The sequence below is a fragment of the Janthinobacterium sp. CG_23.3 genome (assembly GCF_046115965.1).
GTDB lineage: Bacteria > Pseudomonadota > Gammaproteobacteria > Burkholderiales > Burkholderiaceae_D > Janthinobacterium.
In genome coordinates, this window is sequence record NZ_JBJXIB010000062.1 from 12,182 (window position 1) to 33,872 (window position 21,691).

Genomic DNA, 21,691 nt, shown 5'->3' on the forward strand with positions numbered 1-21,691 from the left:
CGCTTGCGGTTCGGCATGGCGGCGGGTAAGCTTTGCGCGCACGCGCCACCGCCGCGCCCGAATCAACCAGATCTGAAGGAACTTCATGAATTACCTGTCGCCGGCACGTAAGCTGCCCTGGGCTTGCGCCGCATTATCGTTGGCGCTGTGTTCCAGCGCCACCGCGCAACCGTTCGAGCTGCTCGAGAACCAAGCGCTGCGGCAAGTATGGCTCAACGCCGGCTTCTACTCGGCACACTTCGACAGCGACAAAGGCTTGAACAACAGCAACCCCGGCATTGGCGCCGAGTACCGCTTCTCGACGGTCATGTCGGCCACCGCCGGGCGCTTCTACAATAGCGACCGCGCCTATTCGAACTACGCCGGCATGTACTACCAGCCGGTGGCGCTGGGGCCGTTTCGCCTGGGCGCCGTGGTCGGCGCCTTCAGCGGCTATCCGAAAATGCGCGACGGCGGCTGGTTTCCAGCCATCATTCCGACGCTCAGCTACGAGTACAACAGCGTCGGCTTGAACCTGGCCTTCGTTCCGCCGTACAAGGACCGTTTATACGGCGCCCTGAGCTTCCAGCTCAAGCTCAAAGTCTTCGAGTAGGCGCCGCGGGCGATTGGTCGCGCGCCGGCGCCGGCCATGCCGCCGCTTCGGCGTTTCGTCGGAAACGCGCGGCGTGCGCGCCGCCGCCGCGCTATAGTGCCGTCATCGCCAAGCCGCAGTCCGCGGCCGCGCAGCGTCCTATCAGGAGAAACGGCATGAAAGACATCAATTCCCCACCGTTCAAATCGGTGTTCCAAGATACTCAACAAAGCACGTTGCGAATCGGCCGCCTGGGCGCGCGCATTGTGAGCAATATGTCCTGGCCGGCGCTGTTGGTCAGCTGCGTCGTGCTGGCTCTGCTGATCACCATCGTTCCCCTGGTGATCGGCCTGTTCCTCGTCTTCCTGGTATTGAAATGGCTGATCCGCAACGCACCCTTCGGCGCCGGCGGCAAACCGCGCCGCGACCGCCATGGCATGGCCCGGCATGAATAACGCGTCATCCGCCTTGTCGCGCGACAAACAGCGGCTATATCGATAGATTCGGTGCGATTTCGGCGCCGTCGTGCGTTCGTCTGACGCTGATCAACGGGCGCCCCAGGCGCGCGGAGGGGCCGAACCCAAACCGGCGGAAAACGATCCAAACTTCTTTATGCGTTGTAGGAGTTTTCCATGTCCGCAATACCGAAGAACACCAAGGCAAGCGTCGTCCCTTGCCTGCGCTACCGCGACGCGCCGGCCGCGATCGCATGGTTGTGCAGAGCATTCGGCTTTGAACAGCAACTGGTAGTGCCCAACGAGGACGGCAGCATCGCCCACGCCCAGTTAAGCTTTGGCAACGGTATGGTGATGCTCAGTTCGATCTTCGACACCGAATTCGGCCGCCTGATGGCGCAGCCCGGCGCGCTGGGCAACCTCAACAGCCAAACCTGCTACCTGGTCGTCGCCGACGCCGACGCCGTGTACCAGCGCGCCCGCGAAGCCGGCGCCGCCATCGTGCTCGACATCAAGGACGAGGACTACGGCGGACGCGGCTTTACCTGCCGCGACCCGGAAGGCCACCTGTGGAGCCTGGGCACCTACGACCCGTGGTGAGCGCCGCCGTGATGTGGTGCATGCAAATAGACTCGGGCCAGGCTAAGCCAGCGCGGCGATCAGCGCCGCGTCGCGCACCTGCACCGGCCCGATCTTGATGACGTTGCGGTACAGCGGCGGCAAACCCTCGCACAGCGCACTCAGCGCCGCCTGCTCCAGCCCGGCGCGCACATACTGGAACTGGGCCGGATTATTCGCCGGCAAAGGCCCTTCCATGGTCGAGCCATACGCGCCCAGGTTCATGAAGCTGGCCGCGCTGTCGTCGGGGCCGATGGCAAACACGAAGGTGCCCTCCTTCGGGTGCGCCAGATAGCGGCTGACCTCGTCCTGCAGGGCCGCGTCGGCGCCGTGCATCAACGCGTAGCGCAACTGCGCGTAGCGCCGCGTGCACTCCATGAACGGCGTGCGGATGGCCGACTGCGCGCGCTGGCCCGGCACGCACAACAGCAGGTTGCCGAACAGGTCGAGCAAGGCGCAGGCGTCGCCGGCGCCGCCGTTCAGGCGGTCTTGCGCCATGGCCGCCAGCAGGAACGGCGCCAGCCCGGCGTCGGGCCGGTGCGGTGTGCCGCGGTAGGCCAGCGCGGCGGGGTCGCCGCGCTTGAGCGCCAGCACGATCGGATGGTCGGCGGGCAGGCTGGCCGGGTCGCGCAACTGCTGCTGGCCCGGATCGGCGGTCAGCAATGCCATCACCTCCTCCGAGGTCGATTCAAACACCAGCGCGCACAGCGCCTGGGTCGGCTCGGTCACCGTTTTGCCGATGAAGAAAGGCTTCGGCGCGGCGCCCGCGGCGGCGCGCGCGTACTCCGAGCGCCCGCGCACGGCCGGGTAGCAAAAACTGGCCGCCGCCTGCGCCTGCAAGCGCGCCGGCAGTGCGGTGAAGCTGGCGTCGCCGTCGTAGTTAATGCCGGCGTTGGCGTCGCCCGCCGCAGCCACCACGTGGAAGCCCGCCGCCAGGATCGCGCCGGCGCACATGCAGCAGGGGTCGAGCGAGGTGACGATGGTGACGTCCTCCGGCGGCGGCAGCGCCACGCCCTTGGCGCGCTCGGCGAAATACCAGTCGACCAGTTGGCGTTCACCGTGCGCGGTCGGGTCGAATATCAGGCCGTCACGCACCACGTTGTTGTGCATCGATTGCAGCACGTTGCCGGACTGGTCGAGCAGCACGCCGCCGACGCCGAAGGTGCCCTGCGTCTTCGCCGTCATGGCCTCGGCGGCGGCGATGGCCACCGCCGCCTGCACGTCAATAGTCTTGTTCACGGCGCGGCCTTATGAACGTTCGGGAGGTTTTTTCAGGTCGGCGCCGCCAAAGGCGTTCGGCAACTGCGCGCTGGCCGTGGTCTCAAAGACGTCGCCGTTCAGGTTGGTCAGCAGCACCGGCAGGTCATTGCCGCCCAGTTCCAGGATCACCTGGCGGCAAGCGCCGCAGGGGGCGATCGGGCCGTCGGTTTCGCCGATGACGACCAGTTGGTCGAAGTCGCCCGGCTGGTAGCCGTGCGCGAAGGCGCTGAAGAAGGCGGTGCGCTCGGCGCAGTTGCACAGGCCGTAAGCGGCGTTTTCCACGTTACAGCCGCGGAACACGCGCCCGTCGCTGCACAGCAGCGCCGCGCCAACCTTGAAGTTCGAGTACGGCGTGTAGGCCAGCAGGCGCGCGGCGGCCGCTTCGGCGATCAGTTCTTGCTTGTTCATGTTGCGTGTCCTTGGCAGGTTATGGGCGGATCGAACGGTACACGACCGGGTTCGCGGCCGGCGCGATGGCGCTGATGGCGTAGGCGGCCTGCACTTCGCGCACGGCCTGCCGCGCCGCCGCTTCGGTGCGCGCGTGGACGATGGCCAGCGGCTGGCCGAGCGCGACCGCCTCGCCCAGGTTGACCAGTTCAGTCAAGCCGACGGCGAAGTCGATGGCGTCGCTTGGACGGCGGCGGCCGCCGCCCAGGCCGACCACGGCCAGGCCCAGGCCGCGGCAGTCGCAGGCGCTGGCGAAGCCGGCTTGCAGCGCCGGCGCCGGCAGCACCACCGGGGCGCGTTCCAGGTGGCGGTCCGGGTTGTCGACCAGGTCGGCCGGGCCGCCCAGGGCGCTGACCATGCGCGCGAAACGCTCGGCGGCGGCGCCGGAGTCGAGCGCCGCCATCAGCTTGGCGCGCGCCTCGGTTTCGTCACCGGCCAGTTTACCCAGCACCAGCATTTCGGCGCACAGCGCCAGCGTCACCTCGTGCAGGCGCGCCGGACGCGAGCGGCCGGTCAGGTAATCCATCGCGCAGCGCACTTCCAGCGCGTTGCCGGCGGCCGGCGCCAGCGATTCGTTCATGTCGGTCAGGAGGGCCGAGGTGTGCATGCCGGCGCCGTTGCCGACGGCGACGATGCTCTCGGCCAGCTCGACCGACTTGTCGTAGGTCGGCATGAAGGCGCCGCTGCCGACTTTGACGTCCATCACCAGCGCGTCCAGGCCGGCCGAGAGTTTTTTCGACAGGATCGACCCGGTGATCATGGCCACCGATTCCACCGTCGCGGTGACGTCGCGGATGCTGTAGAAGCGTTTGTCGGACGGCGCCAGTTGCGCGGTCTGGCCGATGATGGCGACGCCGACTTCCCGCACCACCTTGCGGAACAGCGCGTTGTCGGGCACCGTGCAGTAGCCGGGAATGGCGTCAAACTTGTCGAGCGTGCCGCCGGTGTGGCCCAGGCCGCGGCCGGAGATCATCGGCACGTAGCCGCCGCAGGCCGCGATCATCGGCCCCAGCAGCAGCGAGACGACGTCGCCGACGCCGCCGGTCGAGTGCTTGTCGACCACCGGGCCGGGCAGGTCCAGGCCGCGCCAGTCGAGCACCTCGCCGGAGTCGCGCATGGCCAGCGTGAAGGCGACGCGCTCGTCCATGTTCATATCGTTGAAAAACACCGCCATCGCCAGCGCCGCGATCTGGCCCTCGCTGACGCCGCCGTCGGTAATGCCGCGCACGAAGAACTGGATTTCTTCCGCGCTCAGGGCGCCGCCATCGCGTTTTTTACGAATGATCTCTTGGGTTAAAAACATGTCTTGGTCCGCCTGTAAGATAGGGTGATAGCCGTGCGCGCCGCTTTGGCGATTTGTAAAGCGATTCGGGCCGGACCTCCACGCGCATACCTGCGGCGAGAATCCGGCCCCTAGCTGTCGATGCTATTCAAACGCCGTAAGGAATCCAGACGTTCTTGACCTGGCTGGCGTGCGCCAACACCGCGCGGCCGCCGCTTTGCGCCGTACTATACCAGTCGCGTCCCTTGGCGCCGCCGACCCAGGTGCGCTTGAGCGACCCGGCCGACAAGCGCTCCACTTCGGCGCAACCGTCGGCCGAGCCGTCGTGGCGCCACACCGCGTCGATATCCGAATGGGTCGCCAGCGTGCGCGCCAATTCGTCGGCGCCGCCGGTGACGATATTCACCACGCCGCCCGGCAAATCGGAGGTGTCGAACACCTGGTACAGGTCGATCGCCGACAGCGGATGCGCTTGCGACGGCACCACCACCACGCGGTTGCCCAGCGCGATGGCCGGCGCCACCAAGGCGATAAAGCCCAGCAGCGGCGACTCGTTCGGGCAGACGATGCCGATCACGCCGACCGGCTCGTTGAGCGCCACCGTGACGCCCTGCGTCGGCGGCTGGTGCGCCAGGCCGTCGTACTTGTCGGCCCAGGCGGCGTAGTAGAACAGCCGCTCGATAGCCGCCTGCACCTCTTTTTCCGGGTTTTTAGCGCCGGTCATGGCGCCGATTCGGGCGGCGAATTCGTCGGCGCGCGCGGCCAGGTTCTCGGCGATGTAATACAGCACCTGGGCGCGGTTGTGCGCGCTCGCGCGGCTCCAGCCGGAGGCCTTGTGCGCCGCCTCGACGGCGTTGCGGATGTCCTTGCGGCTGCCCTCGCCGATATCGGCCAGGAAGGCGCCGTCGGCGCCGAACACGGCGCGGCTGTAGGCGCTGTCGGGGCGGGCCTGCTTGCCGCCGATGTACATTTTCGCGGTGCGGTCGATGGCGAAGGCGTCGCCGGCCGGCGCCGCCGCAGCCTTGGGTTTGGCCTTCGGCTCCAGCAGCGGCGCGGCCGGACGCGCGTCCTCGGACAGCGGCGTCATATATTCCAGCATGCCTTCGCGGCCGCCCTCGCGGCCGAAGCCCGATTCCTTGTAACCGCCGAAACCGCAGGAGGCGTCGAACTGGTTGGCGCTGTTGATCCACACCACGCCGGCCTTGATCTGCGGCGCGACGTCGAGCGCCAGGCTGATCGACTCGGTCCAGACGCAGGCGGCCAGCCCGTAGACGGTGTTGTTGGCCAGTTGGACCGCCTCCGGCGGCGTGCGGAAGCTCATCGCCACCAGCACCGGGCCGAAGATTTCCGCCTGCGCCACGGCGGCCGAGGTGGAGGCGCCGGTGATCAGCGTCGGCGGGAACCACGATCCGTCGGCCGGCAGTTCGCAGGCGGGCTGCCACACGGTGCAGCCCTCGGCGCGGGCCGAGTCGACCAGCGCGGCGATGCGCTGGCGCTGGACCGGGTCGACCAGCGCGCCGATATCGCTCGACTTGTCGAGCGGCGAGCCGAGGCGCAGGTTCTGCATGCGCGCGCGCACCTTGGCCAGGAAGCGCTCGTGCACCGACTCTTGCACCAGCAGGCGCGAGCCGGCGCAGCAGACCTGGCCCTGGTTGAACCAGATCGAATCGACCAGGCCCTCGACGGCGGCGTCCAGGTCGGCGTCCTCGAAGACGATGAAGGGCGACTTGCCGCCCAGTTCCAGCGACAGCTTCTTGCCGCTGCCGGCGGTGGCGACGCGGATCAGGCGCCCCACTTCGGTCGAGCCGGTGAAGGCCAGCTTGTCGACGCCGGGATGCGTGACGATGGCTTCGCCGACGCGGCCGTCGCCGGTGACGATGTTGACCACGCCGGCCGGCACGCCCGCCTGCAGGCACAGCTCGGCGAACAACAGCGCCGTCAGCGAGGTGAATTCGGCCGGCTTGAACACCACCGTGTTACCGGCGGCCAGCGCCGGCGCGATTTTCCAGGACAGCATCAGCAGCGGGAAATTCCACGGCACGATCTGGCCGACCACGCCCACCGCGCGGTAGTCGGCGAAGTCCTCGGCCTGCAACTGGGCCCAGCCGGCGTGGTAGTAGAAATGCCGCGCCGCCTGCGGCATGTCGACGTCGCGCGTTTCGCGGATGGTCTTGCCGTTGTCGAGCGTCTCCAGCACCGCGAACAGGCGCGCGTGCTTTTGCAGCAGCCGCGCCAGCGCGTACAGCACGCGCGCGCGGGCGTGGCCGCCGATGCCCTGCCACAGCGGCTGGGCGCGGCGCGCCGCCGCGACGGCGCGGTCGACGTCGAGCGCGCTGGCCTGGGTCAGCTCGGCCAACTGCGTGCCGTCGGCCGGATTGGTGGTGGCGAACAGCTCGCCCGCCTCGGTCCAGGCGTTGTCGATGAACAGGCCGAACTTGCGCTGGCGCTGGTCCAACCACGCTTGCGCTTCTTTTTGACTTTCCGCTGCGGGGCCGTAGTCCATAGTCGTGAGAATCTCGTTAATTGTTGGCATGACGATTGTTCTTTAAGGTTGCGCGTGGCGGTGGTTGGCCGAGTAGTTCCCGGTGACGTAGTGTTCAAGCTGGCGCTCGATGTCGGTCAGCAGGCTCGACGCGCCGATGCGGAACAGCTGCGGCTGCAGCCAGGCGTTGCCCAGTTCTTCCTTCATCAGGGTCAGATACTGCAGCGCGCTCTTGGCCGAACTGACGCCGCCGGCCGGCTTGAAGCCGACCATGAAACCGGTTTGCTCGTGGTACTCGCGGATCGTGCGCACCATCGTCAGGGCCACCGGGATGGTGGCGTTGACGCCCTCCTTGCCGGTCGAGGTCTTGATGAAATCGGTGCCCGCCATCATGCACACCCACGACGCCTTGGCGACGTTTTCCAGCGTCAGCAAGTCGCCGGTGGCCAGGATCGCCTTGACGTGGGCGTCGCCGCAGGCCTTGCGGTAGGCCAGCATCTCGTCGTACAGCGTTTGCCAGTTGCCCGTCAAAACGTGCTGGCGGGTGATGACGATGTCGATCTCGGTGGCGCCGGCGACGACCGACAATTCGATCTCGCGCAGCTTCGTTTCCATGCTGGTCAGGCCGGCCGGGAAGCCGGTCGAGACGGCGGCGATCGGCAGGCGGCCGTTCAGCGCGCGCACGGCCGGGGCGATCATCTCGTGGTAGACGCACACCGCGCCGGTGCTCAGGTCGGCGACGCCGAGCGCCGCCATCAAATCGGCGCGCAGCGGACGCAGCGCCTTCATGCACAGCCGCTCGACGCGGCCCGGGGTGTCGTCGCCGCCGAGCGTGGTCAGGTCGATCACCTGGATCGCCTTGACCAGCCAGGCGGCCTGGTATTCCTTCTTCACCGTGCGGCGGTTCGCCAGGCTGGCGGCGCGGCGGTCGGCGGCGGCGCGGTTGACGCGGATCTGGTTGATCCAGCCGAGGTCGAGGCCGATCGCTTCGTTACGCTTGAAGTCGGGGGACATTGTCATAGCAAGTTGTTTCCATGTGCAAGTGGCGCCACGCCCAGGTGGTGGGCGAGGGTTTGGCCGATATCGGAGAAACTGTCGGAAATGCCGAGCGCCCGCGGGGCCACGCCGGGGCCGAAGAACATCATCGGTATATGCTCGCGGGTGTGGTCCGAACCGGGCCAGGTCGGGTCGCAGCCGTGGTCGGCGGTGACGACCACCAGATCGCCCTGTTTCAGCTTGGCGACGAACTCGGGCAGGCGCGCGTCCATCTCGTGCAGCGCGTCCGAATAACCCTGGACGTTGCGGCGGTGGCCGAAAGCCTGGTCGAAATCGACGAAATTGACGAAGGTCAGCGAACCGTCCCCGACCTCGTCGGCGACCGTCAGCAGCGCGTCGAACAAGGCCATGTTGTCGACGCCCTTGACCACGCGCGAGATGCCCTGGCCGGCGAAAATATCGCTGATCTTGCCCAGGCCGACGACCTCGCCGCCGGCGTCCTTGACGTGGTCGAGCAGCGTCGGCGCCGGCGGCGCGACGGCGTAGTCGTGGCGGTTCGAGGTGCGCGTGTAGTCGCCGTTGGCGCCGCTGAACGGGCGCGCGATGACGCGGCCGATGTTGTACGGCGCGACCAGCTTGAAGGCCGCCTCGCACACCTCGTATAAACGCTCCAGGCCGAACGAGTCCTCGTGCGCGGCGATCTGCATCACCGAGTCGCCCGAGGTGTAGATAATCAGCTTGCCGCTGGCGACATGCTCGTCGCCGTGGCGGTTGATGATCTCCGTGCCGGAAGCGTGGCAGTCGCCGAGGAAGCCCGGCACGCCGGTCAACGCCTGCAGCGCGGCGGTCAGCTCGGCCGGGAACGACGGCGTCGTGCGCGGGAAATAGCCCCACTCGAAATCGACCGGCACGCCGGCGATCTCCCAATGCCCGCTCTGGGTATCCTTGCCGGTCGAACGCTCGCGCGCAGCGCCGTAGGCGGCGCCGAAACCGTCGCGCAGCGCGAAGCCCTCGGCCCATTCGCCGCAAGCCAAATGGGCGGCGGCGGCCAGGCCGAGCCGCTCCAGGTTGGGCAGGGACATCGGCTTGCCCTGTCCGGCGGCCCAGCTGGCGATATGGCCAAAGGTATTGGCGCCGGCGTCGCCGAAGGAGGCCGCGTCCGGCGTGGCGCCGAGGCCGAAGGAATCAAGCAAAAGGATAAAGGCGCGTGACATGATGGGGCTCGATTAAAAAGAGGTAAACGCTATCAAGCCTGCGGCTTGGCGGCGACGTCGGCCAGGAAGGCCAAAATCAGCTTGATCAGATCCTTGGCGCCGATAGCGGCGTACTTCAGGGTCTGCTCGTGCGACAGCGCAAACGGCGACATGCCTTCGGCCAGATTGGTGATGACGGACACGCCGACCACCTTCAAGCCGCAATGGCGCGCCGATACCACCTCCGGCACCACCGACATGCCGACGGTGTCGGCGCCCAGGCGCGACATCATGCGGATTTCGGCGGCGGTCTCGAAGTTCGGGCCGGGATAGGCGACGAACACGCCCTCGTGCAGCGTGATGCTGTTGGCGGCGGCGCTTGCCTTGACCATGTCGCGCAGCTCGGCGTCGTAGGCGTTGGCCATGCTGAAGAAACGCGGGCCGAAGCGCTCGTCGTTGGCGCCGACCATCGGCGTACCCGGCAACAGGTTGATATGGTCGGTAATCGCCACCAGACTGCCGGCGTCGACTTCAGGACGCAGCGAACCGGCAGCGTTGGTCACGAACAGCATCTCGCAGCCCAGCAGCTTCAGGGTGCGGATCGCGCTGGTCATCACGCCCATGCCGTAGCCCTCGTAGAAATGGCCGCGGCCCTTCATACACACCACCGCCACGCCCGACAGCGTACCGACCACCAGCTCGCCGGCGTGGCCGTGCACGGTGCTGATCGGGAAGCCAGGCAATTCATCGAAGCTGATCGTCACCGCGTCGCTCATCTGCTCGGCCAGCACGCCCAGGCCGGAGCCCAGGATCATCGCCACGCGCGGCATGAAATTCGCGGGGGCGCGGGCGCGGATGATTTCGGCGGCGTGGAAAGGGGAATTGTTCGACATGATTATCCTCGTAATTTTAATAGATGAATTCGTTGCTGCTATGCGCTGCGATATCAAAAAGAGCGGCGCAAAAGAGCGGCGCGCCGGCTCCGTGTGAAGCGACTGCGTGTCTGGTACGCAAGCGTGGTGCGGATGCATCGAATTGGGTGGAGCTACCGCTATCGAACGTCACTATGCATCAACCGCCATATGTATGGCAAATACCATTTTTCTTCCACATTTATACAAAACCAATATAAATAAGCCGTATGATAAGACAGCTTAAACAGCCCCAAAACAAGCGAACGCGGCAACAGCGTAGGGAACCTCGTTTGACAGCTGTAAAACATATGTTTACGATCGCTAACAATTGTACAATCCCATTATGCCATGACCGACCTTTCGAAAAAAGACCAGTTGTATGGGCTGATCCGCGCCAACCCCTTCATTTCGCAGCAGGAGTTGGCGGTGGAGCTACGCCTGTCGCGCTCGGCCGTGGCCGGCCATATCGCCGGTCTGATGCGCGAGCGCCGCCTGCTCGGGCGCGCCTACGTGCTGCCCGACAGCCGGCCGGTGATGTGCATCGGCGCGGCCAATCTGGACCGCAAGCTGCGCACGCTGGCGGCGCTGCAGATGGGCACGTCGAACCCGGCCAGCGCCGAGGAGGTCTTCGGCGGCGTGGCCCGCAATATCGCCGAGAACCTGGCGCGCCTGGGCGTGCCGGCCGCGCTGTTGACGGTGTTCGGCGACGACGCCGCCGGCGCCGCGCTGCAAGCCCACGCCGAGGCCGCCGGCATCGATACGCGCGGCAGTCTGCGCCTGGCCAACACCTGCAGCGGCACCTACACGGCGGTCCTCGACGAGCGCGGCGAGATGGTGCTGGCGCTGGCCGATATGCAGTTGTACGACGCGCTGACGGCGCAGTTCCTGGCCGGGCGCGCGCCGCAACGCGCCGCCGCCGCGCTGACGGTGGCGGACTTGAATTTGCCGCTCGAAGCCGTCGCCGCGCTGCTGGCCGACGCGCTGCGCGACAGCGTGCCGCTGGTGTTGGTGGCGGTGTCGCAGCCGAAGATGCGCCACCTGCCGCTCGACCTGCGCGGCCTGCATCTGCTGATCCTCAACCGCGGCGAGCTGGAAACCCGGGTCGGCCACGCCCTGCCCGACCAGGCCGCCGTGCGCGAGGCCAGCCTGGCCGTGCAGGCGCAGGGCGCGCAGCACCTTATCGTCACCTGCGCCGGCGCCGGCGTGTACTACAGCTGCGCCGACGGCGTCGCCCACCTGCCGGCGCTGGAGGTGCAAACGGTCGACGTCACCGGCGCCGGCGACGCCTTCGCCGCCGCGGTCTGCTGGTCGCTGTACCAGAGTAGCGGCGACTTGAAGCTGGCCTGCCGCCGCGGCTTGAAAGTGGCCGCGATGACGCTCGAATCGGACGCCACGGTGTCGCCGCTGCTGGCGCCCGACGTGCTCGACGAAATCCATAGCTTCGACCTGTCGCAGCCGATCTCCACTTTTTTTCCCCTGGACTGAACCATGCACCATTTGCTCTCGTTTTCCCCCGAAGTGGCGGCCGCCCGCGCCGCCGGCCTGCCGGTCGTCGCGCTTGAGTCGACCATCATTTCGCACGGCATGCCCTATCCGCAAAACGTCCAGATGGCGCGGCAGGTCGAGCAGATCATCCGCGACGGCGGCGCCGTGCCGGCCACCATCGCCGCCATCGACGGCAAGATCTGCATCGGCCTGACGCCGGCCCAGCTGGAGCTCTTGGCCACCTCGCCGGACGCGATGAAGGTCAGCCGGCGCGACCTGCCCTACGTGCTGTCGCAGGCCAGGCTGGGCGCGACGACGGTGGCGGCGACGATGATTTGCGCCGAACTGGCCGGCATCGCCGTGTTCGTCACCGGCGGCATCGGCGGCGTGCACCGCGGCGCCGAGACCAGCTTCGACATTTCGGCCGACCTGCAGGAACTGGCGCAGACCTCGGTGGCGGTGGTGTGCGCCGGCGTCAAGTCCATCCTCGACATCGGCCTGACGCTGGAGTACCTGGAAACCCACGGCGTGCCGGTGCTGGCGGTCGGCCAGAGCGGCTTCCCGGCCTTTTTTACGCGCGAGAGCGGCTTCCAGGCCGACTTCCAGCTCGACACGCCGGCCGAGCAGGCCGCCTTCATCCACACCAAGTGGCAGCTCGGCCTGAAGGGCGGCGTGGTGGTCGGCAATCCGGTGCCGGCCGCCGACGCCATGCAAAAAGACGAGATCGACGCCATCACCGAACAGGCGCTGGCCGAGGCCGCGCAAGGCGGCGTCAAGGGCAAGCAGGTCACGCCCTTCCTGCTGGCGCGCATCAAGCAACTGACCGGCGGGCGCAGCCTGGCCACCAACATCGCGCTGGTGAAGAACAACGCCCGCGTCGGCGCGGCACTCGCGCGCGCCATGCTGAGCCATCGGGCGGTGCCGTAACAACGCCATGTCCATCGACCTGAAACAGTTAAAATATTTTCTCGCCGTCGCCGAGGAAAAGAGCTTCAGCCGCGCCGCCGAGCGGCTGCACATATCGCAGCCGCCGCTGAGCCAGCAGATCATGAAGCTGGAGAGCGAGCTGGGCGTGCGCCTGTTCGCCCGTACCACCCGCACCTTCGAGCTGACCGTGGCCGGCAAGGCGCTGATGTCGGAGGCCGCGGACCTGCTGGCGAAAATGCGCATGACGATAGACACGATCCGCCAGATCGACCGCGGCGAGGTCGGGCGGCTGCGCGTGGGCATCGTCGGCTCGGCCATGTGGGGGCCGATTCCCAGTTTGCTCGAAGAGTTCCAAACCAAGTATCCGCGCGTCACTTGGACGCTGCACGAGTCCGGCCCGAACGTGCAGTACGAGGCTCTGCGCGCCAAGCAGATCGACGTCGGCTTCTGGCGCGAGCCGAAGCTCAACGACGACGACCTGCGCCGCGACAACCTGCGCCAGGAGCTGTGCTTCCGCGAAAACGTTTGCGTGGCCGTCAACGAGCACCACGCGCTGGCGAAGGAAAGCGCGATCGAGCTGACCGACCTGGAACACGAGCCGATGCTGACGCTGGCGCTCGACAAGTCGGCCTTCCCGCGCTACCTGGTGCAATGCTGCGTCAAGGCCGGCTTCCAGCCCTTCATTTTCCAGGAGGCGTCCGAGCCGCAGACGCTGCTGGCGATGGTCGGCGCCGGCCTGGGTTACACGCTGCTGCCGGAAACCACCAGCCGCATCGGCTGGCCCGGCGTGGTATTCCTGCCGATCAAGACCAACCCGCCGTCCGCCAACCTGTACATCAGCTACACCACGCTGGACGACGCGCCGGTGGTGCGCGCCTTCCTCAACATCATCAACCCGCCGGCCCGCGCCGACTAGCCGCGCCAAGCGCGCCTGCAACGCAACAAGCCCCCGCACACCTTGCGATGTGTGGGGGCCGCGGGGTGGCGCTCCCTTGTTTAGAAGTTGGCCTTGAACTGCACGCCGTAGCTGCGCGGTTCGTTGACGATGCCGGTCAGGTTGTTGAAGTTGATCGCGCCGATCAACTGCACCTTGTTGGTGATGTTGCGGCCGTAGGCGGCCACTTCATACTTGCCGTCCGCCCATTTGTAGCCGGCGCGCAGGCCGCCTTCGACCAGCGACTTGGCGGTGTATTCCTTGGCTTCGTCGAGGAACATATTGTAGGTCGAGCGGTAGGTCCAGTCGGTGTAGGCGTAGAACTCGCCGTCGCCAATCGGCTTGCTGTAGCGCAGCGTGACGTTGCCGGTCCACTTAGGCGCGCGCGGCAATGGATTGCCGTTGATCAGCGAGGTGTTGGCGCCGGGGCCGGCGGGCGAGGTCACGGTGCAACCGTTGCCGCAGGTCGCCACGAACAGGTTCGGGTCCTTGATTTCGGTGTCGTTGTAGCTGCCGCCCAGGGTCAGGCGGAACTCGTCGGACAGGATCGCCTGGAAGTCCAGCTCGACACCCTGGCCGACCGCTTTTTCAGCGTTGACGAGGCGGTTCTGGTTGACCGCGCCGCTGCCGGCCGTCAATTGCAAATCCTTCACGCGGTACTGGTAGACCGTGGCCGACAGGCGCGCGCGCTTGTTGAACAGGTCTTGCTTGATACCGGCTTCGTACGACAGGTTCTTCTCGGCGTCGCCGATCGAAATGGTGTCGCCGAACAGGATGCGCCCCTGGATACTCGGCGCGCGGTAGCCGGTGGCGATGCGCGCGTACACATTGGTTTCCTTAGTCAGCTCGTAGTTGGTGCTCAAGTCCCAGCTGTAGTTGGTCGACTCGGGCTTGGCCGTGAGCGGGCCGATGGCGCCGACATAGCTCGATGGTATGCGCGGGTCCATGGTGCGCACGGCGCTGAAGTCCTTCTGGTCGTCGGTGTAGCGCAGGCCGGCGCGTACTTTCCAGACATTGCTCATCGCATAGTTCAGCGATCCGAACAAGGCCCACGATTTGCTTTCCTGCTGTTGCTGCGCGAAACCGTTGAGTTTATTCTGGTTCAGCGTGTCGTAGCTGTTGCTGTCGACCGTGATCTTCTCGTTGAACGCGTACACGCCGGCGATCCATTGCAGGCGCTCCTTGGTGTTCGACTCGACCCGGAATTCCTGCGACAACTGGCGGTGCTTCGGCAAGCCGTCGCCGGTTTCGGCGGTAAACGGGATAAACCCGGGACCCATCGGCGGCGCGTAGGAGGCGCCGTAGCCGCCGTCCACGTCGGCGCGGCTGGAATACTCGGCCTTCTCGTAGCCGCTGATCGAATGCAAGGTCACGCCGTCGAGGTCCCAGCGCAGCCGCAGGCTGGTGCCGGTGCTGGTCAGGGTCTGGTCGTTGATGCCGTCGGTCGGGTAGTTGTCGTAGTCGAAGCCGTCGACCAGTTCGTTGCTACCCTTCTTGATGATGTTGGCGCGGAACAGGGTGGCGCTGCCTTCCATCTTGCGGTGGTGCACATTGAACAAGGCGCCGAAGTCCTTGCTCGGCTTGAACGACAGTTGCAGGCGCGCGGCCTTGTCGTCGTAGCCTTCCAGTTCCTGGGTGCCGGTCGAACGCGGATTGCGCACGCGGTCGTCGCGCGTCTGCGATTGCAGCGAGACGCGGGCCGCCCATTGTTCGTTCAGCGGCAGGTTGTAGGCGCCTTCCAGGTTGACGACGCCGTCGTTGCCCAGGCCGCCGCTAAAGTAACCTTCCCGCTTATTGGTCGGCTTGACCGACTCGAACTTGACCACGCCGGCCGGCGAGTTGCGCCCGAACAGCGTGCCCTGCGGGCCGCGCAGCACTTCGATCTGCTCCACGTCGAACACCGGGAAGCCTTTCAGCACCGGATTTTCCTGCACCACGTCGTCGTAGACCAGGCCGACCGGTTGCGAGGCGTTCAAGTCGAAGTCGATATTGCCCAGGCCGCGCACGTAGAAGCGCGGAAAGGAGCGGCCGAACTCGGATTCCACGTTCAGGCTCGGCGTGCGGCCCGACATGAAGCGCACGTCCTGGCCGCCGGCGGTCAATACGTCGAGTTTCTCGCCCTTCATGGTCGAGATGGCCATCGGCACGTCTTTGATGTTTTCCGAACGACGCTGCGCGGTGACGATCACCGTTTCCAGTTGGCCGGGCTGGGCCTTGGCGGCCTCCGGCGCTTCCTGGGCGATCGCCGCGTGCAGCGGGAAAGCCGCGGCCACCGCCAGCGCGATCAGCGAACGCGCGGCATGCCGGCGCGGCGGATTGTTCTCATTTGTTTTCATCATCGACCAACTCCTATGGGGGTAAACACCAGTTTCAACTCTGTACAGCGGCTCTTGGGGGGGCGCGGCGCGGGCATTCGGCGGGTCTGCCGGGATGCGCAAACGCCTCCAACACAGGCCGTTTTGACAGTTTCCGGCTTTGCAAAATGCAAAGTATTGGTCATGCTAGCAGGAAAAATATTCACTGAAAATCACAAAATGGTGCTGTTTATTTATATGTCGATCATATAAATAGCTAAATAAAATCGTATTTGTCATACATATATAGCATGATGCATAGTGACGAACCAAGTCCCTGTGCGGTTCGCATGCTTAACAAAAAGGCAGCTTGATACGCGCCGCGGAAAGCCGCGGCGGTGGCGGCGGCGGCGGCTAAAAAAAGCGCCGCGGCGCCCGCGTTTCACTCGGCGGCGCGGCGCCGGCGGCAGGCGCCAAGGAGTGCGGGACTAACAGGTATGTATACAAACCGCGGCGCGCCGCGTCCGGCGCCCGGCGTGGTGCGGTGGCAACAGCGATGCGCGCGGACGCAACAAGTTGAGCGACGCCGTTTCCACAACGGTATGCGGAAACTGTTGTGATGATGCTACAAGATTGCGATCAAGGCATGGTTGGCGCGCAAGGCTGGCGCATACGGCGGTAAAACGAGCGAATTAGCGGCTTCGTCTATAAAAAATATACAATATCGAACTTCCAGGAGCCAATTCATGAAACTTACACAACTTAGTTTGACGATCGCAGCCTTGTTTATGACGGCTAGCGCGTCCGCGGCGGACCCAAAATTGGGCATCGTGTATGACGCCGGCGGCAAGTTCGACAAGTCGTTCAACCAGTCCGCTTTCGAAGGCGCACAACGCTTCAAGAAAGAGACCAATATTTCCTTCATCGAAGTGCAGGCGTCCAGCGACACCCAGGCCGAGCAGGTGCTGCGCGGTTTGGCGCGCAAAAAACTCGATCTGATCGCATCGATCGGCTTCGCCCAGACGCAAGCCGTGCAAAAGGTCGCCAAGGAATTTCCCAACGTGAAATTCGTGCTGATCGACGGCACCGCGCCCGGCAATAACGTCAATTCCGTACTGTTCAAGGAAGAAGAAGGCTCTTATCTGGTCGGCGTGGCGGCGGCAATGGCCAGCAAGTCGAAAAAACTCGGTTTCATCGGCGGCATCGACATCCCGCTGATCCGCACCTTCGCCTGCGGCTACGCGCAAGGCGCAAAGCTCGTCAATCCGAAGGCGGAAGTGACGCAAAACATGGTCGGCACCACCTCCGGCGCCTGGAACGACCCGGCCAAGGGCGGCGAACTGGCACGCTCGCAGTTCGAGCGCGGCGTCGACGTGGTGTTCGCGGTGGCCGGCGGCAGCGGCATGGGCACGCTGCAAACGGCCAAGGAAAAAGGCAAGCTGGCGATCGGCGTCGATTCCAACCAGAACCACCTGTACCCGGGCACGATGCTGACCTCGATGGTCAAGCGCGTCGACAACGCCGTCTACGACAGTTTCATGCAAGTCAAGAACGGCACCTGGAAGGCCGGCGTCGTCAGCAAGGGTTTGAAGGAAGGCGGCGTCGACTGGGCGCTGGACGAGCACAACCGCAAGCTGATCACGCCGGAGATTGAAAAGCGCGTGCTCGGCGCCCGCAAGGACATCATTGACGGCAAGATCAAGGTCATCGACTACCGCGCCGGCAACAGCTGCCCGGTTTAAACTCACACGTCAACTCAAAGCGCGCCGCCGGGGACCACAGTCTCCGCGCGGCGCGTTTTTACCTAGTGAACATATGCAAGCAGCAGTAGAATTTCGCGGCATCTCCAAGCACTTTGGACAGGTGAAGGCGAACGCCGACGTCAGCTTCGCCATCGCCAAAGGTTCGATCCACGGCCTGGTGGGGGAGAACGGCGCCGGCAAGTCGACCTTGATGAGCATCCTGTACGGCTATTACCGGGCCGACGGCGGCGACATCCTGCTCGACGGCCAGCACCAGCCGATCCGCAACAGCCAGGAGGCGATCCGCCTGGGCATCGGCATGGTGCACCAGCACTTCATGCTGGTGGAAAATTTCACCGTGCTCGACAACGTGATGCTCGGCACCGAGGGCGGCTTCCAGCTGGCCGGCCAGCGCGCCGCCACCGAGGCCAAGCTGCGCGAGATCTGCCAGCGCTACCGGCTCGACGTCGATCCGCTGGCGAAGATCGAAGACTTGTCGGTCGGCGCCCAGCAGCGCGTCGAGATCCTCAAGCAGATCTACCGCAGCGCCAACATCCTGATCCTCGACGAGCCGACCGCCGTGCTGACGGCGCAGGAAACCGCGTCGCTGTTCGACATCCTGCGCCTGTTCAAGGAACAGGGCAAGACCATCATCCTGATCACCCACAAGTTGCAGGAAATCCTGGCCATCACCGACACCGTCACGGTGATGCGCGGCGGGCGCGTCGTCGGCGCCGTCGCCACCGCCGGCACCACCAAGGAGGAACTGGCGAACATGATGGTGGGCCGGCCGATCCAGAGCCACCTGCCGCGCGCGCCCTACCAACCGGGCGAGGTCGTGCTCGACGTAAAGAATGTGCAACTGGTCGACGCGCAGCAGGTCAAGCTGCTGGCCGACATCAACTTCAAGCTGCGCGCCGGCGAAATCGTCGCCATCGCCGGCGTGTCCGGCAACGGCCAGAGCGAGCTGATGGAAATCCTGTCGGGCATGCGCCTGCCCAGTTCGGGCGCGGCGACCTTCCTCGGCCAGGACTTGCCGTTCGCCAAACGCGGCGACGCCGACGGCCTGCCGCGCCTGTTCCGCGAACTGGGCATCGCCCACGTTCCGGAAGACCGGCTGCGCGACGGCGTCGTCAAGAATTTTTCGGTGATGCACAACACCATGCTCGGCTACCAGGACCAGCTCAGCAACCGCTGGGGCTTGTTCGACTTCAAGGCCATCGCGGCGCGCTGCGCCGAGCTGCTGACAACCTTCGACGTGCGCCCGGCCAACCCCGACCTGCGCATCGGCCTGCTATCCGGCGGCAACCAGCAAAAAGTCGTCATCGCCCGCGAAGTGCTGGCCAAGCCGACGCTGATGCTGGTCGGGCAACCGACCCGCGGCGTCGACATCGGCACCATCGAAAGCATCCACACGCAACTGCTGGCCCTGCGCGACGCCGGCGTCGCCATCTTACTGGTGTCGGTCGAACTGGAGGAGGTGCGCTCGCTGGCCGACCGCATCCTCGTCATGTGCGGCGGACGCATCACTGGAGAACTGCCCATCGAGCAATTCGATACCACCCGCATCGGCCTGTTGATGGGCGGGGGGGCATAACAATATGAACAATAACGACTTGCCACGCTGGGCGACCGCCGTCGTCCTGCCCGTTTTAAACTTGCTGTCGGCGCTGCTGGTGGCCGCCCTGGTGATCTACCTGCTGGGTGAAAACCCGGCCGTATCGCTGGGCATTCTGGTCAATAGCGCGATCATCAACCCGGAAGGCCTCAGTTACACGCTGTTCTACGCCAGCACCTTCATCTTCACCGGCCTGTCGGTGTCGGTGGCGATGCAGGCCGGCCTGTTCAACATCGGCAGCGAGGGCCAGATGTATTTCGGCGGCCTCGGCCTGACGCTGGCCATGCTGGCGTTCGACTCCAGCCTGCCGGCCTGGGCCTTGATTCCGGCGGCCATGCTGGGCGCGGCCGTGTTCGGCGCGCTATGGGCCTTCCTGCCCGGCTACCTGCAGGCGAAACGCGGCAGCCACATCGTCGTCACGACGATCATGTTCAACTTCATCGCCGCCAGCCTGATGAACTTCATCATCGTCAAATACCTGATCCCGGTCGGCGAGCAAAACACCGCCAGCCGCCTGTTCGCCGACAGCGGCGCCATGCCGCGCCTGAACACCTGGTTGCCGATGCTGGGCGACACGCCGCTCAACGTCAGCTTCCCGCTGGCCATCGTCGCGCTGGCCATTTACGGCGTCATGACGACGCGCTCGGCGTGGGGCTTCAAGCTGCGCGCCACCGGCCTGAACCAGAACGCCGCCCACTACGCCGGCGTGTCGATCAGCAAGATGATCATCGCCGTCATGCTGATCTCGGGCGCGCTGGCCGGGCTCGGCTCGGTCAACTCCATCATGGGCTCGACCCACTATCTCAGCCTGAACTTCACCGCCGGCGCCGGCTTCATCGGCATCGCCATCGCGCTGATGGGGCGCCAGCATCCGGTTGGCATCTTCCTGTCGGCGATCCTGTTCGGCGCGCTGATCCAGGGCGGCTTCGACCTGTCGCTGGAGAAACCGAACATCCCGACCGAGACCTTCATCTTCATCCAGGGTTTGATCATCCTCTTCTGCGGCGCGATGGAAAACTTGTACGCGCCGGCAATCGCGGCCATGCTCAAACGCAGCAAAGGGAGCGCAGCATGACCTTCGACGACTTCCATTTCGCCAGCATCCTGGTGTCGACCGTGCGCAACGCGCCGGTGCTGATCTTCGCCGCGATGGCCGGCCTGTTCGCCGAACGCAGCGGCGTCATCGACATCGGCCTGGAGGGCAAGATCCTGGCCAGCGCCTTCACCTCGGCGGCGGTGGCCTTCGCCACCCAGAACCCGTGGTACGGCGTGGCCGCCGGCACGCTGGTGTGCGCGCTGCTGGCCCTGCTGCAAGGCTATGTCAGCATCACGCAAAAGGGCAACCAATTGGTGGCCGGCATCGCCATCAACATCGCCATGAGCGGGCTGACCTTCGTGCTGGCGCAGTTTTACTTCCAGCAGGGCGGGCGCACGCCGGACCTGGGCCAGGCGCGCTTGTTCGACGTGGTGCTGCCCGGCACCCAGTACGTCGAAGGCATCCCCTTTGTCGGCTGGCTGTACGCCCACTTGATCGGCGGCCATTCGGCGCTGGTGTACCTGGCGTTCGCGCTGGTGCCGCTGGTGCACTGGGTGCTGTACCACAGCCGCTTCGGCCTGCGCCTGCGCGCCTGCGGCGAAAACCCGCACGCGGCCGACGCCGCCGGCGTCAGCGTCGAAAAGACGCGCTACCTGGCGATGCTCGTCGCCGGCGTGCTGTGCTCGTTCTCGGGCGCCTACCTGGCCATCGTCCAAAGCGGCTTCTTCCTGCGCGACATGTCGGCCGGCGCCGGCTACCTGGCCTTGACGGCCATGGTGTTCGGCAACTGGCGCCCGCTCTACACCTTCCTCGGCTGCCTGATGTTCGGCTTCTTCGGCGCCGTGCAGATCCAGATCGAGGGCGTCGACCTGCCCGGCATCGGCCGCATCCCCGGCTCGCTGATCCAGATGGTGCCCTACGTCGTCACCGTCATCGTGCTGGCCGGCCTGATGGCCAAGTCGGTGGCGCCGAAAGCGCTCGGCACGCCGTTCGTCAAATCGCGCTAAGCCTCGTTAGCGCGCCTGCCGGGGAACAGCGCGTTCCCCGGCCCCGCCGCCATCGGCGCGGCAACACGTCCCTCCCAACATCGTTAGTTATCGCCCGTCAATGTCCAGCAGGATTGTTCCTACGCTAACTCCATCCGTCGTCCTATTTCGGACAAGGGATGCGCGCTCTACTATGGAATCTATCCCCTCGCCTGATCAGTCAGCGAAGCTGCAACGATGCACCCGGGTGGCGGGAGACTCTGTATGCCATTTGAACTCTAACTTATTAGATCGGGAGAACACTCATGTCTTCGTCAAATCAAAGCGGTAGCAAAGGTAGCAACCAAAGCGGTAACGTGACTGTTCAGCCGCTATGCGGCAAGCGGGATAGGATTACCGTTGAAGGCCCGGAGCAGAACCTCAAGCATGCCATGGCCTTGCTTGCGTAGCG

18 protein-coding genes are annotated in these 21,691 nt (G+C 65.5%); 10 read left to right on the top strand and 8 right to left on the bottom strand.

Annotation, left to right across the window (positions count from 1 at the left end):
• Positions 1 to 85: 85 nt before the first annotated feature.
• From ACFDR9_RS15500 to ACFDR9_RS15510, 3 genes are all read left to right on the top strand, one after another.
• A complete protein-coding gene (locus tag ACFDR9_RS15500) occupies positions 86 to 592 on the top strand; it encodes a hypothetical protein (RefSeq protein WP_409031567.1) in 507 nt (168 codons plus the stop codon).
• A 155-nt stretch (positions 593 to 747) separates the two neighbouring features.
• Positions 748 to 1,026 carry a hypothetical protein gene (locus ACFDR9_RS15505; RefSeq protein WP_409031568.1) on the top strand — a complete coding sequence of 93 codons (279 nt, stop codon included), beginning with the start codon at positions 748 to 750 and terminating at the stop codon, positions 1,024 to 1,026.
• 177 nt (positions 1,027 to 1,203) lie between these two features.
• A complete protein-coding gene (locus tag ACFDR9_RS15510; protein ID WP_017878526.1) occupies positions 1,204 to 1,626 on the top strand; it encodes a VOC family protein in 423 nt (140 codons plus the stop codon).
• 42 nt (positions 1,627 to 1,668) lie between these two features.
• On the opposite strand, the gene ACFDR9_RS15515 is transcribed toward ACFDR9_RS15510, so the two are convergent.
• The 7 genes from ACFDR9_RS15515 to xapA form a co-directional block, all read right to left on the bottom strand.
• Entirely contained in the window at positions 1,669 to 2,883 is a 1,215-nt protein-coding gene (locus ACFDR9_RS15515) for a nucleoside deaminase (RefSeq protein WP_409031569.1), read from the bottom strand.
• 9 nt (positions 2,884 to 2,892) lie between these two features.
• Positions 2,893 to 3,312 carry a cytidine deaminase gene (locus ACFDR9_RS15520; protein ID WP_409031570.1) on the bottom strand — a complete coding sequence of 140 codons (420 nt, stop codon included), beginning with the start codon at positions 3,310 to 3,312 and terminating at the stop codon, positions 2,893 to 2,895.
• 19 nt (positions 3,313 to 3,331) lie between these two features.
• A complete protein-coding gene (gene deoA, locus ACFDR9_RS15525) occupies positions 3,332 to 4,654 on the bottom strand; it encodes a thymidine phosphorylase (protein ID WP_409031571.1) in 1,323 nt (440 codons plus the stop codon).
• A 127-nt stretch (positions 4,655 to 4,781) separates the two neighbouring features.
• On the bottom strand, positions 4,782 to 7,166 hold the full coding sequence (locus tag ACFDR9_RS15530; protein WP_409031572.1) for an aldehyde dehydrogenase family protein: 2,385 nt from the start codon (positions 7,164 to 7,166) through the stop codon (positions 4,782 to 4,784).
• Positions 7,167 to 7,178: 12 nt separating this feature from the next.
• The gene (deoC, locus tag ACFDR9_RS15535; RefSeq protein WP_409031573.1) at positions 7,179 to 8,135 is read right to left on the bottom strand and encodes a deoxyribose-phosphate aldolase; all 957 of its coding nucleotides are present in this window, start codon (positions 8,133 to 8,135) and stop codon (positions 7,179 to 7,181) included.
• Positions 8,132 to 9,325: a phosphopentomutase gene (locus ACFDR9_RS15540; RefSeq protein ID WP_409031574.1), complete on the bottom strand. Its 1,194-nt coding sequence runs from the start codon at positions 9,323 to 9,325 to the stop codon at positions 8,132 to 8,134. The genes deoC and ACFDR9_RS15540 overlap by 4 nt, the downstream gene beginning before the upstream one ends.
• Positions 9,326 to 9,357: 32 nt before the next feature.
• Complete coding sequence (gene xapA, locus ACFDR9_RS15545) at positions 9,358 to 10,197, bottom strand: xanthosine phosphorylase (protein ID WP_409031575.1); 840 nt, start codon at positions 10,195 to 10,197, stop codon at positions 9,358 to 9,360.
• Between the two features lie 369 nt (positions 10,198 to 10,566).
• Here xapA and ACFDR9_RS15550 point away from each other — a divergent pair, with 369 nt between their 5' ends.
• Genes ACFDR9_RS15550 through ACFDR9_RS15560 form a run of 3 tightly spaced genes read left to right on the top strand, consistent with a single transcriptional unit; the run spans position 10,567 to position 13,546 of the window.
• Positions 10,567 to 11,703: a carbohydrate kinase gene (locus tag ACFDR9_RS15550; protein WP_409031576.1), complete on the top strand. Its 1,137-nt coding sequence runs from the start codon at positions 10,567 to 10,569 to the stop codon at positions 11,701 to 11,703.
• Between the two features lie 3 nt (positions 11,704 to 11,706).
• Positions 11,707 to 12,630 carry a pseudouridine-5'-phosphate glycosidase gene (locus ACFDR9_RS15555; RefSeq protein ID WP_409031577.1) on the top strand — a complete coding sequence of 308 codons (924 nt, stop codon included), beginning with the start codon at positions 11,707 to 11,709 and terminating at the stop codon, positions 12,628 to 12,630.
• A gap of 7 nt (positions 12,631 to 12,637) precedes the next feature.
• Complete coding sequence (locus tag ACFDR9_RS15560; RefSeq protein WP_409031578.1) at positions 12,638 to 13,546, top strand: LysR family transcriptional regulator; 909 nt, start codon at positions 12,638 to 12,640, stop codon at positions 13,544 to 13,546.
• An 80-nt stretch (positions 13,547 to 13,626) separates the two neighbouring features.
• On the opposite strand, the gene ACFDR9_RS15565 is transcribed toward ACFDR9_RS15560, so the two are convergent.
• Positions 13,627 to 15,903, bottom strand: a complete 2,277-nt coding sequence (locus tag ACFDR9_RS15565; protein WP_409031579.1) for a TonB-dependent receptor — start codon at positions 15,901 to 15,903, stop codon at positions 13,627 to 13,629.
• A 701-nt stretch (positions 15,904 to 16,604) separates the two neighbouring features.
• Between ACFDR9_RS15565 and ACFDR9_RS15570 the strand changes: the two genes are divergently transcribed.
• From ACFDR9_RS15570 to ACFDR9_RS15585, 4 genes are all read left to right on the top strand, one after another.
• Complete coding sequence (locus ACFDR9_RS15570; RefSeq protein ID WP_026133297.1) at positions 16,605 to 17,600, top strand: BMP family protein; 996 nt, start codon at positions 16,605 to 16,607, stop codon at positions 17,598 to 17,600.
• 73 nt (positions 17,601 to 17,673) lie between these two features.
• Positions 17,674 to 19,197 (top strand): ABC transporter ATP-binding protein, encoded by a 1,524-nt coding sequence (locus ACFDR9_RS15575; protein WP_409031580.1) that lies wholly within the window; start codon positions 17,674 to 17,676, stop codon positions 19,195 to 19,197.
• Positions 19,198 to 19,201: 4 nt separating this feature from the next.
• Positions 19,202 to 20,293, top strand: coding sequence for an ABC transporter permease (locus ACFDR9_RS15580; RefSeq protein ID WP_409031581.1), 1,092 nt, complete (start codon positions 19,202 to 19,204; stop codon positions 20,291 to 20,293).
• The gene (locus tag ACFDR9_RS15585; protein ID WP_017878511.1) at positions 20,290 to 21,261 is read left to right on the top strand and encodes an ABC transporter permease; all 972 of its coding nucleotides are present in this window, start codon (positions 20,290 to 20,292) and stop codon (positions 21,259 to 21,261) included. Before ACFDR9_RS15580 ends, ACFDR9_RS15585 begins: the two co-directional genes overlap by 4 nt.
• Positions 21,262 to 21,691 lie beyond the last annotated feature (430 nt).

Bases quoted from the DNA above. Each gene is read 5' to 3' on its own strand.
- ACFDR9_RS15500 (WP_409031567.1), top strand. From the start codon at position 86: ATGAATTACCTGTCGCCGGCACGTAAGCTGCCCTGGGCTTGCGCCGCA.
- ACFDR9_RS15505 (WP_409031568.1), top strand. From the start codon at position 748: ATGAAAGACATCAATTCCCCACCGTTCAAATCGGTGTTCCAAGATACT.
- ACFDR9_RS15510 (WP_017878526.1), top strand. From the start codon at position 1,204: ATGTCCGCAATACCGAAGAACACCAAGGCAAGCGTCGTCCCTTGCCTG.
- ACFDR9_RS15520 (WP_409031570.1), bottom strand. From the start codon at position 3,312: ATGAACAAGCAAGAACTGATCGCCGAAGCGGCCGCCGCGCGCCTGCTG.
- deoA (WP_409031571.1), bottom strand. From the start codon at position 4,654: ATGTTTTTAACCCAAGAGATCATTCGTAAAAAACGCGATGGCGGCGCC.
- ACFDR9_RS15530 (WP_409031572.1), bottom strand. From the start codon at position 7,166: ATGCCAACAATTAACGAGATTCTCACGACTATGGACTACGGCCCCGCA.
- deoC (WP_409031573.1), bottom strand. From the start codon at position 8,135: ATGACAATGTCCCCCGACTTCAAGCGTAACGAAGCGATCGGCCTCGAC.
- ACFDR9_RS15540 (WP_409031574.1), bottom strand. From the start codon at position 9,325: ATGTCACGCGCCTTTATCCTTTTGCTTGATTCCTTCGGCCTCGGCGCC.
- xapA (WP_409031575.1), bottom strand. From the start codon at position 10,197: ATGTCGAACAATTCCCCTTTCCACGCCGCCGAAATCATCCGCGCCCGC.
- ACFDR9_RS15550 (WP_409031576.1), top strand. From the start codon at position 10,567: ATGACCGACCTTTCGAAAAAAGACCAGTTGTATGGGCTGATCCGCGCC.
- ACFDR9_RS15555 (WP_409031577.1), top strand. From the start codon at position 11,707: ATGCACCATTTGCTCTCGTTTTCCCCCGAAGTGGCGGCCGCCCGCGCC.
- ACFDR9_RS15560 (WP_409031578.1), top strand. From the start codon at position 12,638: ATGTCCATCGACCTGAAACAGTTAAAATATTTTCTCGCCGTCGCCGAG.
- ACFDR9_RS15565 (WP_409031579.1), bottom strand. From the start codon at position 15,903: ATGATGAAAACAAATGAGAACAATCCGCCGCGCCGGCATGCCGCGCGT.
- ACFDR9_RS15570 (WP_026133297.1), top strand. From the start codon at position 16,605: ATGAAACTTACACAACTTAGTTTGACGATCGCAGCCTTGTTTATGACG.
- ACFDR9_RS15575 (WP_409031580.1), top strand. From the start codon at position 17,674: ATGCAAGCAGCAGTAGAATTTCGCGGCATCTCCAAGCACTTTGGACAG.
- ACFDR9_RS15580 (WP_409031581.1), top strand. From the start codon at position 19,202: ATGAACAATAACGACTTGCCACGCTGGGCGACCGCCGTCGTCCTGCCC.
- ACFDR9_RS15585 (WP_017878511.1), top strand. From the start codon at position 20,290: ATGACCTTCGACGACTTCCATTTCGCCAGCATCCTGGTGTCGACCGTG.